Source organism: Pseudomonas arabinosi, from assembly GCF_047758675.1.
Lineage (GTDB): Bacteria > Pseudomonadota > Gammaproteobacteria > Pseudomonadales > Pseudomonadaceae > Aquipseudomonas > Aquipseudomonas arabinosi.
This window is the reverse complement of the sequence record NZ_CP180480.1, coordinates 876,630-902,067: the sequence shown is the minus strand read 5'-3', so window position 1 is coordinate 902,067 and position 25,438 is coordinate 876,630. Positions and strand designations below refer to the sequence as shown.

General features: G+C 59.4%; 20 protein-coding genes. 12 read left to right on the top strand and 8 right to left on the bottom strand.

Annotated elements, in window-relative coordinates:
• Window positions 1-347 precede the first annotated feature (347 nt).
• Window positions 348-623, top strand: coding sequence for a DUF3077 domain-containing protein (locus tag ACMXYJ_RS04095; protein WP_415758875.1), 276 nt, complete (start codon window positions 348-350; stop codon window positions 621-623).
• Window positions 624-728: 105 nt separating this feature from the next.
• On the opposite strand, the gene ACMXYJ_RS04090 is transcribed toward ACMXYJ_RS04095, so the two are convergent.
• Both ACMXYJ_RS04090 and ACMXYJ_RS04085 read right to left on the bottom strand, forming a co-directional pair.
• Complete coding sequence (locus tag ACMXYJ_RS04090) at window positions 729-1,379, bottom strand: peptidase M41 (protein ID WP_415760678.1); 651 nt, start codon at window positions 1,377-1,379, stop codon at window positions 729-731.
• Window positions 1,380-1,490: 111 nt separating this feature from the next.
• Window positions 1,491-3,845 (bottom strand): glucose/quinate/shikimate family membrane-bound PQQ-dependent dehydrogenase, encoded by a 2,355-nt coding sequence (locus ACMXYJ_RS04085; protein WP_415758874.1) that lies wholly within the window; start codon window positions 3,843-3,845, stop codon window positions 1,491-1,493.
• Between the two features lie 176 nt (window positions 3,846-4,021).
• Here ACMXYJ_RS04085 and ACMXYJ_RS04080 point away from each other — a divergent pair, with 176 nt between their 5' ends.
• The 10 genes from ACMXYJ_RS04080 (at window position 4,022) to ACMXYJ_RS04035 (ending at window position 14,929) form a co-directional block, all read left to right on the top strand.
• On the top strand, window positions 4,022-4,483 hold the full coding sequence (locus tag ACMXYJ_RS04080) for an Lrp/AsnC family transcriptional regulator (protein ID WP_007980298.1): 462 nt from the start codon (window positions 4,022-4,024) through the stop codon (window positions 4,481-4,483).
• A 156-nt stretch (window positions 4,484-4,639) separates the two neighbouring features.
• Window positions 4,640-6,322: a flavin monoamine oxidase family protein gene (locus ACMXYJ_RS04075; RefSeq protein ID WP_415758873.1), complete on the top strand. Its 1,683-nt coding sequence runs from the start codon at window positions 4,640-4,642 to the stop codon at window positions 6,320-6,322.
• 12 nt (window positions 6,323-6,334) lie between these two features.
• The gene (locus tag ACMXYJ_RS04070) at window positions 6,335-7,129 is read left to right on the top strand and encodes a carbon-nitrogen hydrolase family protein (protein ID WP_415758872.1); all 795 of its coding nucleotides are present in this window, start codon (window positions 6,335-6,337) and stop codon (window positions 7,127-7,129) included.
• A gap of 48 nt (window positions 7,130-7,177) precedes the next feature.
• On the top strand, window positions 7,178-9,610 hold the full coding sequence (gene pqqF, locus ACMXYJ_RS04065) for a pyrroloquinoline quinone biosynthesis protein PqqF (RefSeq protein ID WP_415758871.1): 2,433 nt from the start codon (window positions 7,178-7,180) through the stop codon (window positions 9,608-9,610).
• A gap of 155 nt (window positions 9,611-9,765) precedes the next feature.
• Window positions 9,766-9,840, top strand: a complete 75-nt coding sequence (gene pqqA / locus ACMXYJ_RS04060; RefSeq protein ID WP_009045898.1) for a pyrroloquinoline quinone precursor peptide PqqA — start codon at window positions 9,766-9,768, stop codon at window positions 9,838-9,840.
• A 75-nt stretch (window positions 9,841-9,915) separates the two neighbouring features.
• Entirely contained in the window at window positions 9,916-10,827 is a 912-nt protein-coding gene (pqqB, locus tag ACMXYJ_RS04055; RefSeq protein WP_415758870.1) for a pyrroloquinoline quinone biosynthesis protein PqqB, read from the top strand.
• Window positions 10,828-10,965: 138 nt separating this feature from the next.
• The gene (gene pqqC / locus ACMXYJ_RS04050) at window positions 10,966-11,718 is read left to right on the top strand and encodes a pyrroloquinoline-quinone synthase PqqC (protein WP_415758869.1); all 753 of its coding nucleotides are present in this window, start codon (window positions 10,966-10,968) and stop codon (window positions 11,716-11,718) included.
• Window positions 11,715-11,990 (top strand): pyrroloquinoline quinone biosynthesis peptide chaperone PqqD, encoded by a 276-nt coding sequence (gene pqqD, locus ACMXYJ_RS04045; RefSeq protein WP_415758868.1) that lies wholly within the window; start codon window positions 11,715-11,717, stop codon window positions 11,988-11,990. Before pqqC ends, pqqD begins: the two co-directional genes overlap by 4 nt.
• Entirely contained in the window at window positions 11,983-13,137 is a 1,155-nt protein-coding gene (pqqE, locus tag ACMXYJ_RS04040) for a pyrroloquinoline quinone biosynthesis protein PqqE (protein ID WP_176471511.1), read from the top strand. Before pqqD ends, pqqE begins: the two co-directional genes overlap by 8 nt.
• Entirely contained in the window at window positions 13,103-14,929 is a 1,827-nt protein-coding gene (locus ACMXYJ_RS04035; protein WP_415758867.1) for an alpha/beta hydrolase family protein, read from the top strand. Before pqqE ends, ACMXYJ_RS04035 begins: the two co-directional genes overlap by 35 nt.
• Before the next feature lie 140 nt (window positions 14,930-15,069).
• On the opposite strand, the gene ACMXYJ_RS04030 is transcribed toward ACMXYJ_RS04035, so the two are convergent.
• Both ACMXYJ_RS04030 and ACMXYJ_RS04025 read right to left on the bottom strand, forming a co-directional pair.
• Window positions 15,070-15,228 carry a YqaE/Pmp3 family membrane protein gene (locus tag ACMXYJ_RS04030; protein WP_007904205.1) on the bottom strand — a complete coding sequence of 53 codons (159 nt, stop codon included), beginning with the start codon at window positions 15,226-15,228 and terminating at the stop codon, window positions 15,070-15,072.
• A gap of 208 nt (window positions 15,229-15,436) precedes the next feature.
• Entirely contained in the window at window positions 15,437-16,720 is a 1,284-nt protein-coding gene (locus ACMXYJ_RS04025) for an aspartate aminotransferase family protein (RefSeq protein WP_415758866.1), read from the bottom strand.
• A gap of 169 nt (window positions 16,721-16,889) precedes the next feature.
• Between ACMXYJ_RS04025 and ACMXYJ_RS04020 the strand changes: the two genes are divergently transcribed.
• Entirely contained in the window at window positions 16,890-17,819 is a 930-nt protein-coding gene (locus ACMXYJ_RS04020) for a LysR family transcriptional regulator (protein WP_415758865.1), read from the top strand.
• 227 nt (window positions 17,820-18,046) lie between these two features.
• On the opposite strand, the gene ACMXYJ_RS04015 is transcribed toward ACMXYJ_RS04020, so the two are convergent.
• From ACMXYJ_RS04015 to ACMXYJ_RS04000, 4 genes are all read right to left on the bottom strand, one after another.
• Complete coding sequence (locus tag ACMXYJ_RS04015; RefSeq protein ID WP_415758864.1) at window positions 18,047-19,825, bottom strand: acyl-CoA dehydrogenase C-terminal domain-containing protein; 1,779 nt, start codon at window positions 19,823-19,825, stop codon at window positions 18,047-18,049.
• Window positions 19,826-20,012: 187 nt separating this feature from the next.
• Window positions 20,013-21,809 carry an acyl-CoA dehydrogenase C-terminal domain-containing protein gene (locus ACMXYJ_RS04010; RefSeq protein WP_415758863.1) on the bottom strand — a complete coding sequence of 599 codons (1,797 nt, stop codon included), beginning with the start codon at window positions 21,807-21,809 and terminating at the stop codon, window positions 20,013-20,015.
• A 90-nt stretch (window positions 21,810-21,899) separates the two neighbouring features.
• A complete protein-coding gene (locus tag ACMXYJ_RS04005) occupies window positions 21,900-23,189 on the bottom strand; it encodes a GGDEF domain-containing protein (protein ID WP_046045348.1) in 1,290 nt (429 codons plus the stop codon).
• A 198-nt stretch (window positions 23,190-23,387) separates the two neighbouring features.
• The gene (locus ACMXYJ_RS04000; protein ID WP_415758862.1) at window positions 23,388-25,193 is read right to left on the bottom strand and encodes a phenylacyl-CoA dehydrogenase; all 1,806 of its coding nucleotides are present in this window, start codon (window positions 25,191-25,193) and stop codon (window positions 23,388-23,390) included.
• Window positions 25,194-25,438 lie beyond the last annotated feature (245 nt).

The window sequence follows — 25,438 nt, the reverse complement described above, 5'->3', positions numbered from 1 at the left end:
GGACACGACTGCTAAGCTTATCCACAATTGCTGATGCAAAAATCAGCAATCCGCCCTGGGTCAATTTTCAATCGGCAGGGTGGGTCAGTTTTCAATCAGCGCCGACACTCCGGACGTCGCTGACCATTCAGCGATCGGGCTTGGAAACCCGACGAGCGAATAGCAACAACGCGCCCCCACATGACCGCAGACGTTTTTACGGCTGCAATCCCTGTGTCATGGCGGCTGTGCGTGGGACGTCTTCGGACGTGCCGGTTTCCTAGGCTCCCGGTTTCCAACCTGCGCACAGCTGCCACCCATTCGCTTGGAAACGAACGTGGCAGCTCATCAAGCTTAGGAGCTACACCATGACCAAAACAAACCCGTCCGAGCCTTCAGAACTGAAAACCATCGGCTTCACCCCGTTGATTTATTGCTCGAATCAAGCGCTGTTCAACGTCCGCGCCGGCGTCCCTATCAGCGACGCGCTGGCACAGGCTTCTGATTTTCTTTTCCTAGCCAAAGCGCTTGCGGTGGATGCCGCCTACGCAAAAGACACCGACCGCCACGCCTGGGCCGCGCACTATCTGACGGCAATGAGCAAAGCAGTGATTGATGATGTGGTGAAGGTGCTGACACGGTGACCGGCTCGGACTGCGGCGAAGTCCGAAGAATACCGGCAGCTCTTCCTTGAGATACGCCCCGACTTTTCGGGGCTTCCAATCTTCATAAGCGCACATCACCCTCAACTAGTCAGAAGCAACAGTTAACGCAGGAATGGCCTGCACTGATCGCAGCCGTTCAAGCATTTCACCCGTCCATACGACTTCATACGTATCTGCCGCCCTACCCCACTGCTCCACGATGACCATGTCATCTACCAGCTCCCCTCCCAATCCGGTAATCGTATCGGCCAATGCCTCGACGATTTTTTGAGTCCGAAACCACACACGATCAGTAATCTCTTTCAGCTCAGCCGTGATGCGGTCAGACGACGCCGGATCCGTATCGGGGTAGGCGATATTGCGCAGCAAATGCCGCAATTCCCTTATTTTTGCGTAATCCTGTTCCGCCCCAAGCTCTCCTTTGAGGATGGCTGTCGCTTTCGACTTATCGACGTTTTTTTTGGGCGAATGCTTTGAAGCTAATGTCTGCCCCATAGCGCCAGCAAACAGGACCATCATCCGAGCTTCCAGATGTTCCCTCATGGCTTCCATCGACGAAATCGACCGCGCCAAGTTTATGGACGCCCCGCCTTGATGCCGCAGGTCCATGGTCACTGTCAGGGTCACGCCGCCCGTTTCAAACCCCAAAGCTCGGGCCATGACGTAGTGCGCCATTTCGTGATTGGCAATCTGCAATGCATGTTCCCGCACAGCGGGAGGCATCTTGTTCTTCATTTCCATCGCCTCGCATCCCTCGATGTCGCATTCGACTACGAGTGACTGTTGCTGTCTACCCACGAAAAAGCCGCGCAATTGCGCGGCTTTTTCGTACCTGCGATTCAGCCTTTACTTCGGCAAGGCATACGCAATCACGTAGTCCCCACGATCCGTTGACTGACGCGCACCGCCAACGGTGAGCAGGATGTACTGCTTACCGGATTTCGGTGAAACGTAGGTCATCGGACCCGACTGGCTACCCACGGGCAAGCGGGCTTTCCAGATTTCGTTGCCGTTGCCGGTATCGAAGGCGCGCAGGTAGAAGTCCTGGGTGCCGGCGAAGAACAACAAGCCCGACTGGGTGGCCAGGGAAGCGCCGAGGGTCGGCATGCCGATCGGGATCGGCAGGTGCATGCGGATGCCCAGCGGGCCGGTGTCTTGCACGGTGCCGACCGGGACTTGCCACATCAGTTTGTGGGTTTTTAGGTCGATGGCGGACATCGTGCCGAACGGTGGTTTCTGGCACGGAATGCCGGCCGCGGAGAGGAAGCGTTCGCGCATCGCACCGAACGGCGTGCCTTCCTGTGGCACGACGCCCATTTCGATACCACTGGCCCCGGCGGCGATCTTGTTGCGCGGGATCATGTAGTTGGCCAGGCCCAGGCGCATGTCGTTGACGAACATGTAATTTGTGTTCGGATCAACCGAGACGCTGCCCCAGTTCATACCGCCCAATGAGCCCGGGAATTGCAACGCACGGTCCATGCCCGGCGGGGTGTAGACGCCTTCGTGGCGCATGCCTTTGAACTGGATGCGGCACATCAACTGGTCGAACGGTGTCGCGCCCCACATGTCGGACTCGGTCAGTGTCTTGTTGCCGATTGACGGCATGTCCACCGAGAACGGCTGGGTCGGCGAGTAGCGTTCGCCAGGCACGCTGCCCTGAGGCACCGGGCGCTCTTCGACGCGTGCGATCGGCGCACCGGTTTCACGGTTGAGCAGGAAGATCTCGCCCTGCTTGGTGACTTGCGCCAAGGCCGGCTGCATTGCGCCCTTCTCGTCAGGGACGTCGTACAGCAGCGGTTGCGCAGGCAGGTCGAAATCCCACAGATCATGGTGAGTGGTCTGGAAATGCCAGCGTACCTGACCGGTCTTCACGTCGATGGCGACGATGGACGAGTTCCACTTGTCGTCGAATTCCGTACGTTGGCCGCCGAAAAAGTCCGGGGTGGCGTTGCCGGTTGGCAGGTAAACCAGGCCGAGTTTGGCGTCGTAGGACATGGCCGACCAGACGTTCGGCGTGCCACGGGTATAGGTCTCACCCGCTGGCGGACGTTTGGTGGTGTTCGGATTGCCCGGATCCCACGCCCACACCAGTTCACCACTGCGCACGTCGTACGCACGGACTACGCCTGGCGGTTCGCCGGTGGAATAGTTATCAGCCACGCGACCACCGACGATTACCACGTCACCTGCGACCAATGGGGTCGAGGTTTGTTGGTAGTAGCCGGGTTTCACTTCGCCCATATCGGTTTTCAGGTCGACGGTGCCTTTGTCGCCAAAGGCTTCACAGGGTTTGCCGGTTTCAGCATTGATTGCGATCAGACGCGCATCGCCGGTCGGCAGAAACAGACGTTTCGTACAAGCGGTTAGCTGATTGTCCAAAGGTGCGGGAGTTTCGGAGTACCCCAGACCCCGGCAGCGTTGCCAGTTTGGCGCAGAGCCCTGCGGGTCGAACTTCCAGCGCTGGGCGCCGGTGTCGGCATCGAGGGCGAAGACTTTGCCGTAGGCGGTGCAGGTGTAGACCGTGTCGCCGATTTGCAGCGGCGTGTTCTGGTCTTCAGCCCCAGCACCAGTACTTTGCGGGATGTCGCCGGTGCGGAAGGTCCAGGCGACTTGCAGCTTGTCGATGTTGCCCTTGTTGATCTGATCCAGCGCGGCAAAGCGGTTCCCTGCGGTGGTATTGCCCCAATGGGCCCAGTCTTTCTGTTCGGTGCCCGGTGCGACCGGTGTTACCGCAGGTTCACTGCTGGCCTTGACCACGTGGGTCGGCACGAACATGTAGGCCAGCGTTGCGACGACACCCACGCCCAGAATGCCGGCCAGACCGTAAGCGCCACGGCCCGCGGTCGCGCCCGAAGCACGCACCAGCGTTGGATAGACCAGCGCGACAACCAGACCGATCACGGCAAACGTCAGCACCCGCGAGACCAACGGCCAGTATTCCAAACCTGTGTCCCACACCGCCCAGATCGCAGTAAGGATCAACGCCAAGCCATACAACAACGCCCCCTGCGGCTTACGACGGGCGATCATCAGCCCGGAAACCAGCATCGCCAGGCCCATCAGCAGGAAATACCCACTACCGCCGAGCGAGACCAGATAGCCGCCGCCACTGGCCAGGCCGAGCCCGATCAACGCAATCAGGACACCCAGCCCCAACAGCAACCATTTGCCGCCGCCGGCAGCCCCAGAATTATTCATGTCGGAAATTTTCCCCATTTGTGACAAGCGCGGAATAATGTACCACCTAGTTACTTATGGCAAATTGTCGCAGGTGAAAATCGACTGAACGGTACTGAAGACTAGATCAAACATCCGCGGTGCGAGATGTGCCTGTAACATGCCAACCCATTGATCTGTACCGCTGGAGACGACCTTTGCCTGACACCCGCCCGCCCGTTCTTGACGAAATCGACCGCCAATTGATTGCAGCCCTGCAGATCAATGCCCGCGAGAGCGTGGCCATGCTCGCGCGACAACTGGGCATTGCTCGCACCACCGTCACTTCGCGATTGGCCCGGCTGGAAAAAGCCAAGGTGATCACCGGTTACGGCGTGCGTTTGGGGCAACGTGTCGTGGATGGCGGCTTGCAGGCGTACGTCGGGATCACCGTGCAACCGCGCTCGGGAAAGGAAGTGTTGCGACGTCTCAGCGCGATGGCTCAGGTGCAGCAGTTGTGTGCGGTCAGTGGCGAATTTGATTACGTGGCGTGGTTGCGCACCGATTCACCTGAGCAGCTGGATCAGTTGCTGGATCAGATCGGCAGTGTGGATGGGGTGGAGAAGACCACGACCTCGATCATTCTCAGCAGCAAGATTGATCGGGGGCAGCCGGTTTAATCCAATCTGTTCGTCACACTCGTCAAATTGCATCATTAACAAGCAAAACGACGACACATTGCGTCTTATTAACGTGTTCTACGCTCTCTAGAATGGCTGCCATCTTTTCCTATACTCAGACGCGCATGCCGCGTCCGGTCGCCAGCAAGGTCAGCCATGAACAAGAACAATCGCCATCCTGCAGACGGTAAAAAACCAGTCACCATTTTCGGTCCGGACTTTCCTTTCGCCTTCGACGACTGGATCGAGCACCCGGCCGGCCTGGGCAGCATCCCTGCGCACAACCATGGCGCGGAAGTAGCGATCGTCGGTGCCGGCATCGCAGGCCTGGTGGCAGCGTACGAATTAATGAAACTGGGCCTGAAACCCGTCGTCTACGAAGCCTCGAAAATGGGCGGCCGTCTGCGTTCCCAGGCATTCAACGGCGCTGAAGGCATCATCGCCGAGCTCGGCGGCATGCGTTTCCCGGTGTCGTCCACCGCGTTTTATCACTACGTCGACAAGCTCGGCCTTGAAACCAAGCCTTTCCCGAACCCGCTGACGCCTGCCTCGGGCAGCACGGTGATCGACCTCGAAGGCCAGACCCATTACGCACAGAAACTGGCGGATCTTCCTGCACTGTTCCAGGAAGTCGCCGACGCCTGGGCCGATGCGCTGGAAGCCGGTTCGCAGTTCTCTGACATCCAGCAAGCGATCCGCGACCGCGATGTGCCGCGCCTCAAAGAGCTGTGGAACACCCTCGTTCCGCTGTGGGACGACCGCACCTTCTACGACTTCGTTGCCACCTCCAAAGCTTTCGCCAAACTCTCGTTCCATCACCGCGAAGTGTTTGGCCAAGTTGGTTTCGGTACCGGCGGCTGGGACTCGGACTTCCCGAACTCGATGCTGGAAATCTTCCGTGTGGTCATGACCAACTGCGACGATCACCAGCACTTGGTGGTCGGCGGCGTGGAACAAGTGCCGCTGGGGATCTGGCGTCATGTGCCGGAACGTTGCGTGCACTGGCCAGAAGGCACCAGCCTCAGCTCGCTTCACAACGGCGCACCGCGTACCGGCGTGAAAAAAATTGCCCACGCGGCAGACGGGCGCTTTGCCGTCACCGATAACTGGGGCGACACCCGCGAATACGCAGCAGTGCTGACCACGTGCCAGAGCTGGCTGCTGACCACCCAGATCGAATGCGACGAAAGCCTTTTCTCGCAAAAGATGTGGATGGCCCTCGACCGCACCCGCTACATGCAATCGTCGAAAACTTTCGTGATGGTCGATCGGCCATTCTGGAAAGACAAGGACCCGGAAACCGGCCGCGACTTGATGAGCATGACCCTCACCGATCGCCTGACCCGTGGCACCTACCTGTTCGACAACGGCGACGACAAGCCGGGCGTGATTTGCCTGTCGTACTCGTGGATGAGCGACGCGTTGAAAATGCTCCCGCAACCCGTGGAAAAACGCGTGAAACTGGCGCTGGATGCGTTGAAGAAGATCTACCCGAAAGTCGACATCGCTGCGCGAATCATTGGCGATCCGATCACCGTGTCCTGGGAAGCCGACCCGCATTTCCTCGGTGCTTTCAAAGGCGCCCTGCCCGGTCACTATCGCTACAACCAGCGCATGTACGCGCACTTCATGCAGACCGACATGCCGGCCGAGCAGCGCGGGATTTTCATCGCTGGTGACGATGTTTCGTGGACACCTGCATGGGTCGAAGGCGCGGTGCAGACCTCGCTCAATGCGGTGTGGGGCATCATGAAACACTTCGGCGGTGAAACTCACGCCGAGAACCCGGGTCCAGGAGATGTGTTCAACGAGATCGGTCCGATCGCCCTGCCCGAGTAAGAGGAATCCGAAATGCGCGTAGCCCTTTACCAATGTCCACCGCTGCCCCTGGATGTCGCAGGCAACCTGCAACGTCTGCATCAATTGGCGCTGGAAGCCAAGGGCGCGGACTTGCTGGTGCTGCCGGAGATGTTTTTGACCGGCTACAACATCGGCCTCGATGCCGTCAGCGTGCTGGCGGAGGTGCACAACGGTGAGTCGGCGCAGCAGATCGCGCGCATCGCCAAGACGGCCGGGATCGCCATTTTGTATGGCTACCCCGAGCGCACCGAAGACGGTCAGATTTACAACGCCGTGCAGCTGATCGACGCCAATGGCGAACGGTTGTGCAACTACCGCAAGACTCACCTGTTCGGCGACCTCGATCACTCGATGTTCAGCGCCGGGCCGGATGACTTTCCGCTGGTTGAACTCAATGGCTGGAAGCTCGGCTTCCTGATCTGCTACGACCTGGAGTTCCCGGAAAACGCCCGACGCCTGGCCCTGGCCGGCGCCGAGCTGATCCTGGTGCCGACGGCGAACATGATTCCCTACGACTTCATTGCCGACGTCACCGTCCGCGCCCGAGCCTTCGAAAACCAGTGCTATGTGGCTTACGCCAACTATTGCGGTAACGAAGGCGAGATCCAGTATTGCGGCCAGAGCAGCATTGCCGCACCGGATGGCAGCCGCATCGCCCAGGCGGGCCTGGATGAAGCACTGATTGTCGGTGAGCTGGACCGTCAGTTGATGGTCGATTCCCGCGCCGCCAATCGCTACTTCCTCGATCGCCGTCCCGAGCTTTATGGCGAGCTGAACAAGCGCTGATCCACCGTAATCCGCTAGCATTAGCGCTTCTCTGCTCTGGAAGTGCTCATGCCTGCGCTGAATCACCCCCACCTTCACACTGAAACCCTGGCGAACGGTCTTCGGGTGACGCTGCGTCATGTTCCCGATTTGAAGCGCAGTGCTGCTGCGTTGCGGGTCGCTGCTGGCAGCCATGACGTGCCGGCGGCCTGGCCCGGGCTGGCGCACTTTCTCGAACACCTGCTGTTTCTCGGTACAGAGCGTTTTCCTGCGAGCCAAGCACTGATGGCCTACGTCCAGGGTCATGGCGGTCAGGTGAATGCGCGGACCAGCGAACGCACCACGGACTACTTTTTCGAGCTACCGCCTCAGTCGTTTAGCGGGGGACTGGAGCGCCTGTCGAACATGCTCGCACATCCGCGTATGAATCTGGACGATCAGCGGCGGGAACGGGAAGTGCTGCACGCAGAATTTGTCGCCTGGTCGCGGGATACGACCGCTCAGCAGCAATTCGCGTTGTTCGATGGTGTTTCAGCGGCGCATCCACTGCGGGCGTTTCATGCCGGCAACCGCTACAGCCTGCCGGTGCCGCAACCTGAGTTCCAGCAAGCCTTGCAGGATTTTTATCAGCGGTTTTATCAGACCGGGCAAATGACCTTGTGCTTGGCTGGGCCGCAGAGTCTCGATGAGTTGAGGGCGATGGCTCAGCGCTTTGGCGCTGCGATTCCCGTAGGGGAAAAAGTCCCGCAACAGGCGCCTACATCGCTGATGGACTCTTCGGACAAAAGTTATCAACAAGCAGGAGCACGTCGGCTGGATCTGCTGTTTGCCTTCGACGCGTTGCCCGATTCATCGCCCGAGGCGCTGGCGTTCCTGTGTCATTGGCTGAACGCCGCGAAACCCGGTGGCCTGCTGGCGCAATTGCGAGAGTGCGGGCTGGCTGACAGCCTCAAAGCTGCGCCGTTGTATCAGTTCGCCGGCCAGGCGTTGTTGCACATCGAGTTCACGTTGTCTGCCAACGCGACGCCCGACGGGATCCGCGGGCGGCTACTGGATTGGCTTGGATTCTTTGCCTCGCAGCAACCCTGGACTGGTTTGCGCGAAGAATACGCCGCCCTGCTGCAGCGTCAGCAGCAAGTCAGCGGCGCCCTGCAACTGGCCCGATGGGACAGCGAACAGCGCGAAGCCGGGTTATCCGAATCGGGCGTTGCAGCCCTCAAGGAAGTCCTGAAACAAATCGGTGCTGTGGATAACTTCACCGGCCAATGGCAACTGCCAACACCTAATCCGTTTTTACGCGCCGAGGCACCGGCACCGAGTGCAGGACTGATCCGCGGCCAGACCAGCAAACACCGAGGCTTGCGGACCTTTGCCCAGGATCGCTCACGCGGTCGTCGTGAACGTTCGCCCATGCAGTTCAGTCAGTCGTTGCCCGATAACAGTGCCGAAGGTGCCGTTTACCTGCGCTGGCGTCTGGACTCGGCACCTCGCAGCAACGTTCAGACAAGCCTGGAAAACCGCCTTCAGCCATTGCGTGAGGACGCTCGTCAGGCAGGTGTGGACTTTTCCTTCAGCGCATCAGGCAATGAATGGCTGCTGAAAATGACCGGACTGCAGGAGCCGATGCCGACCGTCCTCGAGCACGCGCTGAAAGAACTGACAAACCCTGATGCCGATTTCTCGCAAGAAGAGCCGCCGATCGTTGCGTTGATGCCGATTCGACAATTGCTTAAAGCGCTGCCCGATCACTGCCTTGTGCGCACCGCCGACTCGGACGATTTGGCTCAGCTTTGGTCGAGCGCACGCTGGGATGGTCTGGCGACCGGCCTGTCCGCCCAGACGCAAGCGGCGATGGGCTTCGCCTTGAGTCGTGTGCCTGGCATTGCGGACAATCAACTGACGCCGCCCTCTCCGATAAACGCGCAGCATCTGTGGAGCGCGGTCGATACCGGGTCCAGCGAACATGCCTTGTTGCTCTTCTGTCCGACCGCAACCCCGGACATCGCTGACGAAGCCGCCTGGCGCTTGCTGGCTCACCTCTGCCAGACGCCGTTTTACCAACGCCTGCGGGTAGAACTGCAGCTCGGCTATGCAGTGTTCAGCGCCCTGCGGCAGATCCATGGGCAGACAGGATTGTTGTTCGGCGTGCAATCACCCAGCGTCGCCCCTCTGGATCTGCTGGAACACATCGAACACTTCCTGCGTGGATTGGCCGGGATGATCGACGATATCGATCACGAGACCTTCATCGGCCACCGCCAGGCACTGGCCGATCAATTCGATAGCGCGGCGCTGCCCAATGCGCAGGCCGCCGAGCTGCTTTGGCAGGGCAAACTGGCCGGCCGCTCGTCGGATTATCTGGAGCTTCTACCTCAGACGATTCTGATGATCGACCGTGAAACGCTACTGGCCGCCGTACAACGACTGAATCAGGCCGAAGGCGGTTGGCGCTGTCTGGCCAGCGGACCGTGCCCGGGCTCGCCTTGGCAAGCGGCAAAATGATCATTACCGGTGCTGCAATTAGCTTTCTCAAAGATTCCCGGCCAATCGCCCTGTAATTTTGAGTAACATAGCCACCTAACTATCTGAACATCTCCGGCTGGAGGTGGACTATATGTATAGATCTCAACTGTCCCATCACCTGAAGGAGCGCTTCTATGTCCTGGTCCAAACCTGCTTACACCGACCTGCGTATCGGCTTTGAAGTCACCATGTACTTCGCAAGCCGCTAATCTTTTTGTAGCGCAGTGCAACGCCTCGGCTCGCCGAGGCGTTTTTATTTTCAGTTTTCGAATGATGGAGCGGCCATGTTTGTCCAGATTCTAGGTTCCGCCGCCGGCGGTGGTTTCCCCCAGTGGAACTGCAACTGCGTGAACTGCGCCGGTTTTCGCGATGGCAGCCTGAACGCCAAGGCGCGGACCCAGTCGTCCATCGCAATTTCCGATAACGGCGTGAACTGGGTGTTGTGCAACGCATCGCCGGACATCCGCGCCCAGCTCCAGAGCTTCGCCCCGATGCAACCGGGGCGCGCCCTGCGCGATACCGGCATCAACGCGATCATCCTGATGGACAGCCAGATCGACCACACCACCGGCCTGCTCAGCCTGCGCGAAGGTTGCCCGCACCAGGTCTGGTGCACCGACATGGTCCACGAAGACCTGAGCACCGGTTTCCCGCTGTTCACCATGTTGACCCACTGGAACGGCGGGCTGACCTGGAACCAGATCGAGCTGGACCGCAGCTTCACCATCCCGGCCTGCCCGAGCCTGCGTTTCACCCCGCTGCCGTTGCGCAGCGCCGCACCGCCGTACTCGCCCCACCGTTTCGACCCGCACCCGGGCGACAACATCGGCCTGATCGTTGAAGACCTCAACACCGGCGGCAAACTGTTCTACGCACCGGGCCTGGGCAAGGTCGACGCACCGCTGCTGGAGATCATGGCGGGCAGCGATTGTCTGCTGGTGGACGGCACGATGTGGGATGACGACGAAATGCAGCGCCGTGGCGTCGGCACCCGCACCGGCCGGGAAATGGGCCACCTGGCGCAGAACGGCCCCGGCGGCATGCTGGAAGTGCTGGAACAGCTGCCCAACCAGCGCAAAGTCCTTATCCACATCAACAACACCAACCCGATTCTCGATGAGGATTCGCCAGAGCGTGCAGAACTGGCTCGGCGTGATGTTGAAGTGGCGTATGACGGCATGAGTCTTGTGCTGTAGGGACATCGAGCCCGCTGCGCGGTCTATCGCCAGCAGGCTGGCTCCCACAGGGGAATGCGATCAACTGTGGAAGCGAGCTTGCTCGCGATGAGACCGGCACAAGCACTACACACCTACGGTTGTTCCCGGAGAACCGAAATGACTGACACAGCAATGTCCCCCGCCGAGTTCGAAGCAGCCCTGCGCGCCAAGGGCGCCTACTACCACATCCATCACCCATACCACGTGGCGATGTATGAAGGCCGGGCAACGCGCGAACAGATCCAGGGCTGGGTGGCCAACCGTTTCTATTATCAAGTGAACATCCCGCTCAAGGACGCCGCAATCCTCGCCAACTGCCCGGACCGCGAGATTCGTCGTGAGTGGATTCAGCGCTTGCTCGACCACGACGGCGCCCCTGGTGAAGACGGTGGCATCGAAGCCTGGCTGCGCCTGGGCCAGGCCGTCGGCCTCGATCCGGAGCAGCTGCGCTCGCAGGAATTGGTGCTACCCGGCGTGCGTTTTGCCGTCGATGCCTACGTCAACTTCGCCCGCCGTGCCAGTTGGCAGGAAGCCGCCAGCAGTTCGCTGACCGAACTGTTTGCGCCGCAGATCCACCAGTCGCGGCTGGACAGCTGGCCGCAGCATTACCCGTGGATCGATCCGGCTGGTTACGAGTATTTCCGCACGCGTCTGGGTCAGGCGCGTCGCGACGTGGAACACGGCTTGGCGATCACTTTGCAGCACTACACGACGCGGGCCGGCCAAGAGCGCATGCTGGAAATTCTCCAGTTCAAACTGGACATTCTTTGGAGCATGCTCGATGCCATGAGCATGGCCTACGAACTGAAACGCCCGCCGTATCACAGCGTGACCGAGCAACGGGTCTGGCATAAAGGAATCACCTTATGAGTTTTGATCGCAGCAGGACCCCGACCTGGCGTCAGGGCTACCGCTACCAGTACGAACCGGCGCAGAAAGGTCATGTGCTGCTCTACCCGGAAGGCATGATCAAACTCAACGAAAGCGCCGCACTGATCGGCGGTTTGATCGATGGCGAGCGTGACGTCGCAACGATCATCGCCGAACTGGACGCACAGTTCCCCGGCGTGCCCGAGCTCGGTGACGACATCGAGCAATTCATGGAGGTCGCCCGTGCTCAGCACTGGATCGAACTTGCCTGATTGCGCGTCAGACAAGTTACCGCCCAAACCGGAAATCGGCCTGCCGCTATGGCTGCTGGCCGAGCTGACCTATCGCTGCCCGCTGCAATGCCCGTACTGCTCCAACCCGCTGGACTTCGCCGAGCAAGGCAAAGAGCTGAGTACCGAGCAGTGGATCAAAGTGTTCCGCGAAGCGAGGGAGATGGGCGCGGCGCAGTTGGGCTTTTCCGGCGGCGAACCGCTGGTGCGCCAGGACCTCGCCGAGCTGATTACCGAGGCGCGCAAGCTGGGTTTCTACACCAACCTGATCACCTCCGGCATCGGCCTGACCGAGCAGAAAATCAGCGACTTCAAGAAGGCCGGCCTGGACCACATTCAGATCAGCTTTCAGGCCAGCGACGAGCAAGTGAACAACTTGCTGGCCGGCTCGAAAAAAGCCTTCGCCCAGAAGCTGGAAATGGCCCGCGCGGTGAAAGCACACGGCTATCCGATGGTGCTGAACTTCGTGACCCATCGGCACAACATCGACAAGATCGACCGGATCATCGAGCTGTGCATCGCCCTTGAGGCGGACTTTGTGGAACTCGCCACGTGCCAGTTCTACGGTTGGGCGCAGCTCAATCGGGTCGGTCTGTTGCCGACCAAGGAACAACTGGTCCGCGCCGAACGCATCACCAACGAATACCGCGCCAAGCTCGAAGCCGAAGGGCATCCGTGCAAGCTGATTTTCGTCACCCCGGACTATTACGAAGAGCGCCCGAAAGCCTGCATGAATGGCTGGGGCAGTATTTTTCTGACAGTCACGCCGGACGGAACCGCCCTGCCCTGTCACGGCGCCCGACAGATGCCGGTGCAGTTTCCCAACGTGCGCGACCACAGCATGCAGCACATCTGGTACGACTCATTCGGCTTCAACCGCTTTCGCGGTTACGACTGGATGCCCGAGCCGTGCCGTTCCTGCGACGAGAAAGAAAAAGACTTCGGCGGCTGTCGCTGCCAGGCATTCATGCTCACGGGGGACGCGAGCAACGCCGACCCGGTGTGCAGCAAATCGGAACATCACGGCGTGATCCTCAAGGCTCGCGAAGAAGCCGAACACGCGACCCAGACCATTGAACAACTGGCCTTTCGCAATGAACGAAATTCACGACTCATCGCTAAAAGCTGAACCCTTCAGCGCTGCCAGGGCCGTCGCGGCCGGCATCGACTTCGCCGAGTTGCAGGTCGGCCGCCACGGCTTGTTCTGGAACGAGTACCGTCCCGAGGATGCCGCCTGCCGAATCTGGCATTGGCGTGACGGCCAGGCGCATTGCCTGACGCCTGCGGGCTTCAGTGTGCGCAGTCGGGTGTACGAATATGGCGGCGGCGCGTTCTGTCTGACCGATGACGGGACAGTGTTCGTCAACGAAGCGGACCAACAGCTGTATCGGCAGTCGCTGGCCGGTGAGACACCTGAGTTACTGAGCTCAGGCGAATGCCGATACGGCGATCTACAGTTCGCTAACGGGCAGGTATTGGCGGTTGAAGAAAACCGCGATCGGCATCGTCTGGTGGCTATCGATCTGGTTGACGGGGTACGTCATCTGCTGGCCGAAGGCGCCGACTTCTACGCCGCGCCGACGTTGAGTCCCGACGCACAACGACTGGCGTGGATCGAGTGGAGCCGCCCGGATCAGCCATGGACCGCGACCCGCCTGATGGTTGCCGAACGCCAGAACGACGGCCGTTTTGCTCCGCCGCGTTGCGTGGCGGGCGAAGACGCTGAGGAGTCGCTGCAACAACCGAGATTCGATACCAGCGGCCGTCTGTTTTGCCTGACTGATCGCGGCGGCTACTGGCAGCCTTGGGTGGAATCGGCAGACGGTCTGAGTCCGCTGCCGAGTGCCGCAGCGGATCATGGGCCAGCGCCGTGGCAGCTGGGTGGCTGCACCTGGTTGCCGCTGAGCGAAGGCCGCTATCTGGCGAGCTGGACCGAAGACGGGTTTGGCAAACTGGGTCTTTGTGGTGGTGCCCGTGAAGATTTCACCGGCGATTACAGCCGCTTCCGTTCTCTCGCACGGGATGAGCAGTTCATTTACTGCATCGCTGCTTCGCCAGTCAGTTCGTCGGCAGTCATTGCCATCGACCGCCAGACCCGGCAGGTCAAAACACTGGCTGGCGGTATTGCACCGTTGCCCGCCGAGCAGATCAGCGTCCCGCAAACCCTGCGCTACCCGAGCGGTTCGGGCGAGGCACACGGCTTCTTCTATCCAGCGATGACCGGTGATGCGAAACCGCCTTTGGTGGTATTCATCCACGGCGGCCCGACGTCGGCCTGCTACCCGATGCTCGATCCGCGTATCCAGTACTGGGCGCAACGCGGCTTCGCCGTGGCCGACCTCAACTACCGCGGCAGCAGTGGCTACGGCCGGGCCTATCGACAAGCGCTGCATTTGAGCTGGGGCGAAGTGGACGTGGAGGACGCCTGCGCCGTCGTCGCTCATCTCGCCGATCGCGGACTGATCGACGGCAACAAGGCGTTTATTCGCGGCGGCAGTGCTGGCGGCTACACCACACTGTGCGCGCTGGCCTTTCACACAGTCTTCCGCGCCGGCGCCAGCCTGTATGGCGTCAGCGATCCTGTGGCGCTGGGACGGACGACCCACAAATTCGAAGGTGATTATCTGGATTGGCTGATTGGTGATCCGGTACAGGATGCCGAACGCTACACCGCTCGAACGCCGTTGCTGCACGCGGGCAACATCCGTGTTCCGGTGATTTTCTTCCAGGGTGAACTGGACGCCGTGGTGGTGCCGCAACAGACCCGCGACATGGTCACGGCGTTACAGGACAACGGCATTCTGGTTGAAGCGCATTACTACGCCGACGAACGCCATGGCTTTCGCAAGGCCGGCAATCAGGCCCATGCGCTGGAACAGGAGTGGTTGTTTTATGGAAGGGTGGTGGAATTGGCGGGCTGAAGATCGCGCTGAGTGCGGAAATTGCGGTGCCCCTTTCGCGAGCAAGCCCGCTCCCACACTGACCGAGTCCTCCCAGGGGAATACGGTCGAATGTGGGAGCGGGCTTGCTCGCGAAAGCGATCTACCTGACGCCGATGATTTCAGCGCTTGGCGATGATGTACACCGCATGCACGATCCCGGGGATGTAACCGCACAGCGTCAACAGAATATTCAGCCAGAACGCCCCGGCGAAACCGACTTGCAGAAACACACCCAGTGGCGGCAACAGAATGGCGATGATGATGCGAATAAAGTCCATGGGGTCAGCTCCTGATTAAAGTTGGCTCGTGTGAGCCTACAGCTAATCGACCTTTGCCGTTCGTCAGGGTTCAGTGCCATCACGTCCGAGAGTGAAACCTTTCCGGCGAAACGCAGAGACAAAAAAACGCCCCACGCCAAAAGAATCAGGCGTGGGGCGATGCGTTATACCGCGAGACGGTTCGGGAATTCGTGTAGGGCGGGTCTGATCAGACGGCAATCCCTTTACGGCACTGCAGTTGCGCAGTGCGCACGCGGGAGAAGGCGCGGGCCAGGCGCAGGAGCATTTCGTCGATGTTGGTTTTGCTGACGGTCAGGGCCGGGGTAAAGCGCAGGCAATCGGGTTGCGGAGCGTTGAGCAGCAAGCCTTCGTACAACGCCGCTTTGACGACGGCGTCAGCCGATTCGTCGGACAAGGTAAGACCCCAGAACAGTCCTAGCCCGCGCAACTCGCCGTGACCATAGCGATGGGACAAACACTGCAGCCCTTCGCACAGGTGCTGACCGATTTCCCCGACATGATCGAGAAAACCCTTGTCCTGCACGCTGTCGAGTACCGCTAGACCGGCCGCCGTCATCAGCGCATTGCCATGATGAGTGCCTGTCACTTCGCCGATGTCGAAACAGCAGGCCTTGCCCCGCGCCAGCAACGCTGCCAATGGCACGCCACCGCCCAGCCCTTTGCCGAGAACGACGATATCTGCCCGCACGTCGTAGGATTGTTCGGCGAGCAAAGTGCCACAACGGCCGATACCGGTTTGCACTTCGTCAAAGATCAGCAGAATGCCCAGCTCACGGCACAGGCGCTCGACCCCTTTGAGGTAATGCTCGGTGGCCGGTATTACCCCGGCTTCGCTCTGGATCGGTTCGAGCATGATCGCCACGGTCTGGGCGTCGACGGCCGCATGCAAGGCCGAAAGATCATTGAACGGCACGTGACTGAAGCCCGGAAGCAACGGCTCGAATCGGTTAGTCAGATTCGAACTGTCCGATGCCGAAATCGTCCCCAGACTACGACCATGGCAGCCGTTTCTGGCAACGATGATCCGCGAAGCCCCGCCGCGATGCCGTTGGCCCCATTTGCGCGCCAGTTTGATCGCGGCTTCACAGGCTTCGCTGCCACTGTTGAGCAGGTACGCCTGATCACTGCCGGTGCTGGAGCAGAGGCGCTCAGCAAGATTGAGCATGCCGCGGTTATGCAGGCCGAAACCGGGATTGATCAGCGACTGAGCTTGCGTCGCAATGGCGTTGACCAGTACCGAAGGGCTGTGTCCGAGGCTATTGGCCCCGCCACCCTGTGAGAAATCCAGATACGCGCGGTCATCGCTGTCCCACAACCACGAACCCTGGCCGCGCACGAATATCTGTTTCGGTCGCTCGACACTGGGCATCAGGCACTCGCTGGAAAGATCGTCGTCTTTGGACGGCAAAAAAGCGTCTACGGCCAAGTCATCAAGACTGGGAGGATTGCGCCGTAAGTTGAATAAATTCATCTGATCAAACCTCGTGCGAGGTTTTTTGCCTTACCTATGTAAACACCATCGAAGCAAACGGTATTCATCGCGCTCTGTGGCCCTGTAAGCCTTGTGAATGCGGTTAGACTAGGCTCAGCCAAGGCCTTGAGCCATTTCGATTTCCCAGCATTTTCGATAAGCATTACTTATGGATTTAAAGCAACTGCGTTATTTCGTCGCGGTCTACGAAGAAGGTCATGTGGGCCGGGCTGCCGAGCGGCTTTCAATCTCCCAACCGGCGCTGTCCCAGCAGATCCGCCACCTCGAACAAAACCTCGATGTGAGCTTGTTCGAACGCAGCAGCAAACGTCTGCTGCCCACCCTGGCTGCTCATACTTTGTACAACCACGCCCTGCCCTTGCTGGATGGATTGCAGCGGGCACGGGAAGCCTTAGGCAACTTCAAGGGCCAGGCACTGCGCACGTTGGCCATCGGCGTATTGCAAACTGTCCACACCAGCCTGGTGCCGCAGATGCTCGAACGCGTGCGCAAGGCGCAGCCGCATTTGGTGGTGCAGATTTATGAACTGACAGGGCTGGAAATCGAACGGCGCTTGCTCAACGGTTCTCTGGACATCGGTATCAGCTATCTGCCACCTCGTCAGCCGGGATTGCACGGCGTGATGCTGTACGAAGACGAGCTCACCCTGGTCATCCCGGCGGATCACCCGTTGCGGGAATTCAAGAAGGTCTCGATGAGGCAGGCCGCCGAATTGCCAATGTTGCTACTGGGTGAAGAGTTTCAAGTACGGCAGATCTGGCAGGCACAACTGGCCAATCTGGGACGACGTCCGCAGGTACAGGCAGAACTGAACAACATGGCGGGGATTCTCGACAGTTTGCCGCACACGCGACTGGCGACGGTGCTGCCCGGACGCTCGCAACAGGCACACGGCAACAAGGAACTGTTGTGGAAACCATTGAGCGAGCCGAGGGTGCCGCTGAAAGTTGGATTGGTGTGTCGGGATGTGCAGAGACAACAGGCCTCGCTGGCTTTATTGCGTACGTTGCTGGAAGAAGTGATGAATGGCTCGGGTGGGCGTTTGAGCAGCCCGGCAACACTGGATGAGATGAACTGAGCACTTTTCTGCAGGCAAAAGAAAACCCCGCCGAAGCGGGGCTTTGCAGACTGTTTCCCTGACATCCATTTCACTCCGCCGTCCTGGCAGAATCCTACGTGTCCGTGTTGTTGCTTTGCGCTTCCTGCGCGACGTCCATGTGAAGTAGATTAGCTGTGGATCCAATCTTCATCTATGGGAGATGAGCAGCACGTCATGTAAGAGAATGCTTACATAGCGTTACATTGTCAGAACTGTCCTGCGTCCAGCAGGAACAAGGACTCGCTACCGGCCTTCACCGACGCGCTCAACGAGTGAATGCGCGGCAGCAGACGGGCGAAATAGAAGCGCGCCGTGCCCAACTTGCTCGCGTAGAAATCGTCCTGCGCTTCTTTGCCAAAAGCCGCCTTGGCCATCAGTGCCCACATGTACGCATACGACACGTAACCGAATGCTTGCAGATACTCGACCGAGGCAGCGCCGATTTCGTTCGGGTTGCTTTTCGCCCGATCGAGCAGCCACGCGGTCAGTTCGTCGAGGGTAGTTACCGCATCGTTCAGCGGCTTGGTGAACTCGGCCAGATCAGCACTGGCAGTCGCGGTGAAATGACGGATCTCGTCGGCAAACAGGTTGTAGAACGCCCCGCCAGTGCCGACGATCTTGCGCCCGACCAAGTCCAGCGCCTGAATGCCGTTGGTGCCTTCGTAGATCTGGGTGATGCGCACATCGCGGACCAATTGCTCCTGGCCCCACTCGCGGATGTAACCGTGGCCACCGAACACCTGCTGGCCGTGAATCGTGGTTTCCAGACCCAGGTCGGTCAGGAACGCCTTGGCCACCGGGGTCAGCAAGGCCACCAAATCTTCCGCGCGTTTGCGGGTGGTGGCGTCTTCGCTGAACTTGGCGGTGTCGAGTTGCATGGCCACATACGTCGAGAAGGCACGACCGCCTTCGTTCGAGGCTTTCATGGTCAGCAGCATGCGACGCACGTCCGGGTGGACGATGATCGGGTCAGCGACCTTGTCCTTGTTCTGCGCACCGGTCGGCGAACGGCTTTGCAGACGGTCGCGGGCGTATTCGACGGCGTTCTGGTAAGAGCGCTCGCCGGTGGCCAGGCCCTGGATACCGACCCCCAGACGCTCGTAGTTCATCATGGTGAACATCGCCGCCAGGCCTTTGTTCGGCTCGCCGACCAGATAACCCACGGCCTCGTCGAAGTTCATCACACAGGTCGCGGACGCCTGGATGCCCATCTTGTGTTCGATCGAACCGCAGGTCGCCGGGTTGCGCGCGCCGAGGCTGCCGTCGGCATTGACCATGAACTTCGGCACCAGGAACAGCGAAATGCCTTTCGGCCCCGCCGGTGCGTCCGGCAGTTTGGCCAGTACCAAATGAATGATGTTCTCGGTCAGGTCGTGCTCACCGCCGGTGATGAAGATCTTGGTGCCGCTGACTTTGTAGGACCCGTCGGCCTGAGGCTCGGCCTTGGTGCGGATGATCCCCAGGTCAGTCCCGGCGTGTGGCTCGGTCAGGCACATGGAGCCGGCCCAGACGCCGGCGTACATGTTCGGCAGGTAGGCGGCTTTCAGCGCTTCGCTGGCGTGGGCGTTGATCGACAGGCAGGCGCCCGCGGTCAGCATCGGGTACAGACCGAACGACAGGCTGGCGGAGTTGACCATTTCTTCGACCTGAGCCGACACAGCCTTGGGCATGCCCATGCCGCCGTAGGTCGGATCGCCACCGACACCGACCCAACCGCCTTGCGCATAAGTCTGATAAGCCTGTGGGAAACCTGCCGGCGTGGTGACGGCACCGTCCGCCCAATGGCAACCTTCTTCATCAGCCGCACGGCTCAGCGGCGCGATACTTTTGCTGGTGACCTTGCCGGCTTCTTCGAGAATGGCTTCGACCGTTTCAGCGTCGACAGTCTCGGCCAGCGCAGGCAGCTCGGCCCAGAGTTTGGCGACCTCGAAAACTTCATTGAGGACGAAGCGCATATCGCGCAGGGGCGCTTTGTAGTCAGCCATGGCAAACCTCGCAAGATCTAAACAGGTGATTCGTAGGAGTGGTGCTTTCGTTGAGTTCGAGTGTAACCCAACAACTTTTACGACACATAGGGTCAGATCATGACCGTTTTGTTATTTTTAGTCACTAAAGAACGAACCATTAAAGAAGCCCGCAACCAGGCGGGCTCTTTTACGTCGGCTTGAAACACTATAGTGCGAATAACTCCGCAGGCAGGTTCATCAGACAATCGCTGCCCGCCTCGATGGCCGCCCGATGAGCCGCCGTGCGTGGCAGCAAACGCTTGAAGTAAAACTCGCTGGTTGCCAGTTTTGCCTGGCAGTAATCGGCATCGCCGCTGCCCGAATCGAGCTGCGCCTGAGCGACCAGCGCCATGCGCAGCCACAGATAGCCGAGGATGATGTAACCGCTGTACATCAGGTAATCCACCGAAGCCGCGCCGACTTCATCCGGATTTTTCATCGCGGCCATGCCGACCTTGGTGGTCACCTCTCCCCACTGCTGATTCAGCTCGTTGAGATGCGCCACGTAGCTGGCGAGTTGCGGATGTCCGGCGTTTGCCGCACAGAACTTGTGAACGATTTTGGTGAACCCTCGCAGCAATTTCCCTTGGCTGCCGAGGACTTTTCTTCCAAGCAAGTCCAGCGCCTGAATGCCGTTGGTGCCTTCGTAGATCGGAGCGATGCGGCAGTCACGAACCAACTGCTCCATGCCCCATTCGCGGATGAATCCGTGACCACCGAACACCTGCATGCCGTGGTTGGTGACTTCCAGTCCGGTATCGGTCATGAAGGCTTTGCAGATCGGCGTGAGGAACGCCAGCAGGTCTTCGGCATCCTGACGCGCCGTCTCATCCGTACTCAGATGTGCCACGTCCAGCAACTGCGCAGTGAAGTAAGTCAGCGCCCGATTGCCTTCGTTGAAGGCCTTCATGGTCAGTAACATCCTGCGCACGTCAGGATGAACAATGATCGGATCGGCTGGTTTGTCCGGCGCTTTCGGGCCGGTCAGCGCGCGCATCTGCAGACGATCATTGGCGTACTTGATTGCGCCTTGAAAGCTCGCCTCCCCCAGACACAAACCCTGCATGCCGGTGCCGAGCCGCGCGTGGTTCATCATGGTGAACATGCAGTTCAGGCCCTTGTTCGGCTCACCGATCAAGAAGCCCTTGGCATCGTCGAAGTTCAGCACGCAGGTGGCCGAGGCCTTGATGCCCATTTTGTGTTCGATCGAGCCACAGGAAACGCCATTACGTTCTCCCGCCTCACCCTCGTCATTGGGTAGGAATTTAGGAACGATAAACAGCGAAATGCCCTTGGTGCCTGCCGGAGCGTCCGGCAGTTTCGCCAGCACCAGGTGAATGATGTTTTCACTCATATCGTGCTCGCCGGCAGAGATGAAAATCTTGCTGCCGGAGATCGAATAGCTACCGTCAGCCGCAGGCACGGCGCGGGTTTTGATGATGCCCAGGTCAGTGCCGCAATGGGCTTCGGTCAGGCACATGGTGCCGGTCCATTGGCCTGCGGTGAGTTTGCTCAGGTAAGTCTGCTTCTGTTCTTCAGTGCCATGGGCGTGGATCGCCGACATTGCACCGTGAGTCAGACCGGGGTACATGCCCCAGGAGGTGTTGCTGGAGCCGACCATTTCGCTGATCACCAGCCTCAGTGAGCTCGGCAAACCCTGGCCACCGTAAACCGGATCAGCTGCCAGACCGTGCCAGCCACCTTCAACGTATTGTGCGAAGGCCTGCTTGAAGCCTGTAGGCGTAGTCACCACGCCATTGTCGAAATGGCAGCCTTCTTCGTCGCCGCTGCGGTTCAGCGGTGCGAGAACGTTCTCACAGAACTTTGCACCTTCTTCGAGGATCGCATTGATCATGTCCGGGCTGGCATCGGTGGCGCCCAGCGCGGCGTAGTTGCTGTGAAAATCGAAGACGTGGTCGATCAGAAAGCGCATGTCGCGCAGGGGAGCTTTGTACTCAGGCATGGTCATTTCTCCGGCAGCAGATTCCCCAAACCTACTGCCGCGCAACCGGCCTCACAATCACAGTCCAGACGCTGAATGCGCCATCATCACTCAATCAGTAGCGGCGTCCATTCGCACCGCGCCACGACGGTTTTGACCGAACGCCACCACACAGTTTCGCCCCGCTCCCTTGGCACTGTAGAGCGCCTCGTCCGCGGACTTGAGCACTTTCTCGGGGGTACGCTGCTCCAGTCGCTCGGCCACGCCGATGCTGACGGTGACCGACACACTTGAGGCGCCCGAGCCTGCGCGACGTTGACGACCTTGCTGGTCGTCCTGAGGACGGCTGTCCTGATTGCGCAGTTGAATGTTGTAAGTGGCGATGGATTCGCGGATGACTTCCAGGTGCGGCATGCACTCTTCGAGGGTCTTGCCTGCGAACACCAGGGCGAATTCTTCACCGCCGTAGCGATACGCCCTACCGCCTCCGCCGATTTTCGACAGCTTGCTGGCGACAAGTCGCAATACCTGATCGCCGACATCGTGACCGTGGGTGTCATTGAATTTCTTGAAGTGATCGACGTCGCTCATCGCCAGCACGTAATTGCGCCCCAATCGCTGCATCCGCTCGTTCAAGGCGCGGCGCCCCGGCAGGCCGGTAAGTTCGTCGCGGAAGGCCATTTGATAGGCCTCATGGGCGACCGCTGCGGCAATCATCAACATCACCTGACTGCACATGATGTTCAGGGTGAACGGCAGGATGAAGGTTTTCGGCAACATCCAGAACAACCCGAGCAGGCCCACCAGTTGGGCGGCATGCAAGGGTCTCGGGTTACGCCAGTATTGCCAGGCCAGTAACACAAACGAGGCGATGAACACGGGATAAGACAACTGGATCAGGCTCATCCAGGCACCATGCAAGGCTGGCCAACGGATCTCCGACAACCACATCAACAGCGCCTGCGGGTAACTTTGTTCCAACCCCAACGCCACGCTACCGAAGGCCAGCAACACGGCGAAGCGCGCCACCATGTCCTGGAACAGGTGGGTGCGCTCCTGCCAGCCGGCGAACAAGCCATAGAGCAACGGCAGCAACAGGCAGCACAGATGGAAGACCACTGCGGCGTCTTCTCGAACCTTGCCGTTGTCGCGGTAATAGTCGGTCTGGGTGTCGAGCAGGAAGTAGGCGATGTACACAGTGACCATCAGAAACAGCTCACGCTGACGTCGGTAAACCGCACAGTAAGCACCGCCGAGCAACAACACCAGGGTTGGCAGCACGTTGAACAGTGAGGTGAAAAAGACGTTCAGATCCTTCACGTACGCAGCCGCCAGCCCCGCGAGCAAAAGCAGTAATGACGGCAGGAAATGGCTGAAACGTACAGCGGAAGAACGCGGCAAGGGTAAAGCTCCGACCCGGCAAACAAGGATGGCATTGTGCCTTTTCCTCGGGCGACATGTCACATCGCCACCCTCTTTAACGGCAGCAAAGGCATTCTTCTTAACGTTTTAGTCAGGAATATTTACGCGTAGATATCGCACACAAAAAAGCCGCTGCTCCCGAGGAAGCAGCGGCTTTATGAAGCGACAGCGTGGGACTTAGTAACCCAGCGCGAAGTCTTCTTCTTTCATGTCCATCAGGTTGCTAGCGCCCGACAGCATGGTGACAACGTGAGTGCGGGTACGCGGCAGGATGCGCTGGAAGTAGAAGCGCGCAGTCTGCAGCTTGGCGGTGTAGAACGCCGTTTCGGTGGTGCCGGCAGCCAATTTCTCGGCAGCCAGACGCGCCATGTCAGCCCAGAAGTAAGCCAGGCAGGCGTAACCGGAGTACATCAGGTAATCCACCGACGCTGCGCCGACTTCTTCGCGGTCTTTCATGGCAGCCATACCGACCTTCATGGTCAGCTCGCCCCACTCTTTGTTCAGCGCAGCCAATGGCTCGACGAACTCTTTGACCGCTTCGTTGCCTTCGTTGGTCTGGCAGAACTTGTGGACGATCTTGGTGAAGCTTTTCAGGGCTTCGCCTTGAGTCATCAGCACTTTACGGCCCAGCAAGTCGAGTGCCTGGATACCGGTGGTGCCTTCGTACAGCATCGAAATGCGGCTGTCGCGAACGTTCTGCTCCATGCCCCACTCGGCGATGAAGCCGTGGCCGCCGTAGATTTGCACGCCGTGGTTAGCAGATTCGAAACCGACTTCAGTCATGAAGGCTTTAGCGATCGGAGTCATGAAGGCCAGCAGTGCGTCGGCTTTCTTCTTCTCTTCTTCGTCCACGCCGTACTTGACGATGTCGACTTGCTTGGCCGTGAAGTAAACCATCGCACGGTTGCCTTCGGCGAAAGCCTTCATAGTCAACAGCATGCGACGTACATCGGGGTGAACGATGATCGGGTCAGCGGCTTTTTCCGGCGCTTTCGGGCCAGTCAGGGAGCGCATTTGCAGACGATCACGAGCGTATTTCAGTCCGCCCTGGAAGCCGATCTCGGCGTGGGCCAGGCCTTGCAACGCAGTGCCCAGACGTGCGGTGTTCATGAAGGTGAACATGCAGTTCAGGCCTTTGTTCGCCGGGCCGATCAGGTAACCGGTGGCCGCGTCGAAGTTCATTACGCAGGTGGCGTTACCGTGGATGCCCATCTTGTGTTCCAGGGAACCACAGGTCACAGCGTTGCGTGCGCCGACCGAACCGTCTTCGTTCGGCATGAACTTGGGAACGATGAACAGCGAAATGCCTTTGGTGCCCGCCGGCGCATCCGGCAGACGTGCCAGCACGATGTGGACGATGTTGTCGGCCATGTCGTGTTCACCGGCCGAGATGAAGATTTTGGTGCCGGAGACTTTGTAGGAACCGTCGGCCTGAGGTTCGGCCTTGGTGCGCAGCATGCCCAGGTCGGTGCCGCAGTGCGGTTCGGTCAGGCACATGGTGCCGGTCCATTCGCCAGAAACCAGTTTGGTCAGGTAAGCCTCTTGCTGCTCAGGCGTGCCGTGCTCGGAAATGGTGTTCATCGCGCCATGTGACAGGCCTGGGTACATGCCCCACGACCAGTTGGCTTCGCCAACCATTTCGCTGACGGCCAGACCCAGAGATTCCGGCAGGCCTTGGCCGCCGTGCTCTACGTCATGAGCCAGGCTTGGCCAGCCGCCTTCGACGAATTGTTTGTAGGCTTCTTTGAAGCCCGTCGGTGTTTTAACGCCGGACTCGCTCCAGGTGCAGCCTTCGGTGTCACCCACGCGGTTCAGCGGAGCCAGCACCTGCTCACAAAACTTGGCGCCTTCTTCGAGAATGGCGTCAACCATGTCTGGAGTTGCGTCCTGGCAAGCCGGAAGGCTCTGATAGTGCGCTTCGTAGCCGAGCAGTTCGTCACGAACGAAGCGAATATCACGCAAGGGGGCCTTGTAGTCAGGCATAGCGATAAACCTCTGCTGATGTAACCGGGAATGAACGACCGCGTTGATTTGTTGTGGCGGTCAAACAGTTGTTTGAAACATACGTTTACGCCCAAATCTTGTCAAGCGCCGATCTTTTGCCGTTCGTCATGCGCGAGGCTGTCGACTATGGAAACTCCCGGCCACTGGCCCTTGAAGCAAGTTTATTGGCTTCTAAAGAATGACGAACTGTCAGTTCTCACAGGTTCGGACTCGGTGCAAAAGCT

Excerpts from the sequence above, each read along its gene's own strand:
- ACMXYJ_RS04015 (WP_415758864.1), bottom strand. The coding sequence starts at position 19,825 with ATGGCTGACTACAAAGCGCCCCTGCGCGATATGCGCTTCGTCCTCAAT.
- ACMXYJ_RS04000 (WP_415758862.1), bottom strand. The coding sequence starts at position 25,193 with ATGCCTGACTACAAGGCCCCCTTGCGTGATATTCGCTTCGTTCGTGAC.
- ACMXYJ_RS04025 (WP_415758866.1), bottom strand. The coding sequence starts at position 16,720 with ATGAATTTATTCAACTTACGGCGCAATCCTCCCAGTCTTGATGACTTG.
- ACMXYJ_RS04070 (WP_415758872.1), top strand. The coding sequence starts at position 6,335 with ATGCGCGTAGCCCTTTACCAATGTCCACCGCTGCCCCTGGATGTCGCA.
- pqqC (WP_415758869.1), top strand. The coding sequence starts at position 10,966 with ATGACTGACACAGCAATGTCCCCCGCCGAGTTCGAAGCAGCCCTGCGC.
- pqqD (WP_415758868.1), top strand. The coding sequence starts at position 11,715 with ATGAGTTTTGATCGCAGCAGGACCCCGACCTGGCGTCAGGGCTACCGC.
- pqqF (WP_415758871.1), top strand. The coding sequence starts at position 7,178 with ATGCCTGCGCTGAATCACCCCCACCTTCACACTGAAACCCTGGCGAAC.
- ACMXYJ_RS04020 (WP_415758865.1), top strand. The coding sequence starts at position 16,890 with ATGGATTTAAAGCAACTGCGTTATTTCGTCGCGGTCTACGAAGAAGGT.
- ACMXYJ_RS04030 (WP_007904205.1), bottom strand. The coding sequence starts at position 15,228 with ATGGACTTTATTCGCATCATCATCGCCATTCTGTTGCCGCCACTGGGT.
- ACMXYJ_RS04095 (WP_415758875.1), top strand. The coding sequence starts at position 348 with ATGACCAAAACAAACCCGTCCGAGCCTTCAGAACTGAAAACCATCGGC.
- ACMXYJ_RS04010 (WP_415758863.1), bottom strand. The coding sequence starts at position 21,809 with ATGCCTGAGTACAAAGCTCCCCTGCGCGACATGCGCTTTCTGATCGAC.
- ACMXYJ_RS04085 (WP_415758874.1), bottom strand. The coding sequence starts at position 3,845 with ATGAATAATTCTGGGGCTGCCGGCGGCGGCAAATGGTTGCTGTTGGGG.
- ACMXYJ_RS04090 (WP_415760678.1), bottom strand. The coding sequence starts at position 1,379 with ATGAAGAACAAGATGCCTCCCGCTGTGCGGGAACATGCATTGCAGATT.
- pqqB (WP_415758870.1), top strand. The coding sequence starts at position 9,916 with ATGTTTGTCCAGATTCTAGGTTCCGCCGCCGGCGGTGGTTTCCCCCAG.
- ACMXYJ_RS04075 (WP_415758873.1), top strand. The coding sequence starts at position 4,640 with ATGAACAAGAACAATCGCCATCCTGCAGACGGTAAAAAACCAGTCACC.
- ACMXYJ_RS04035 (WP_415758867.1), top strand. The coding sequence starts at position 13,103 with ATGAACGAAATTCACGACTCATCGCTAAAAGCTGAACCCTTCAGCGCT.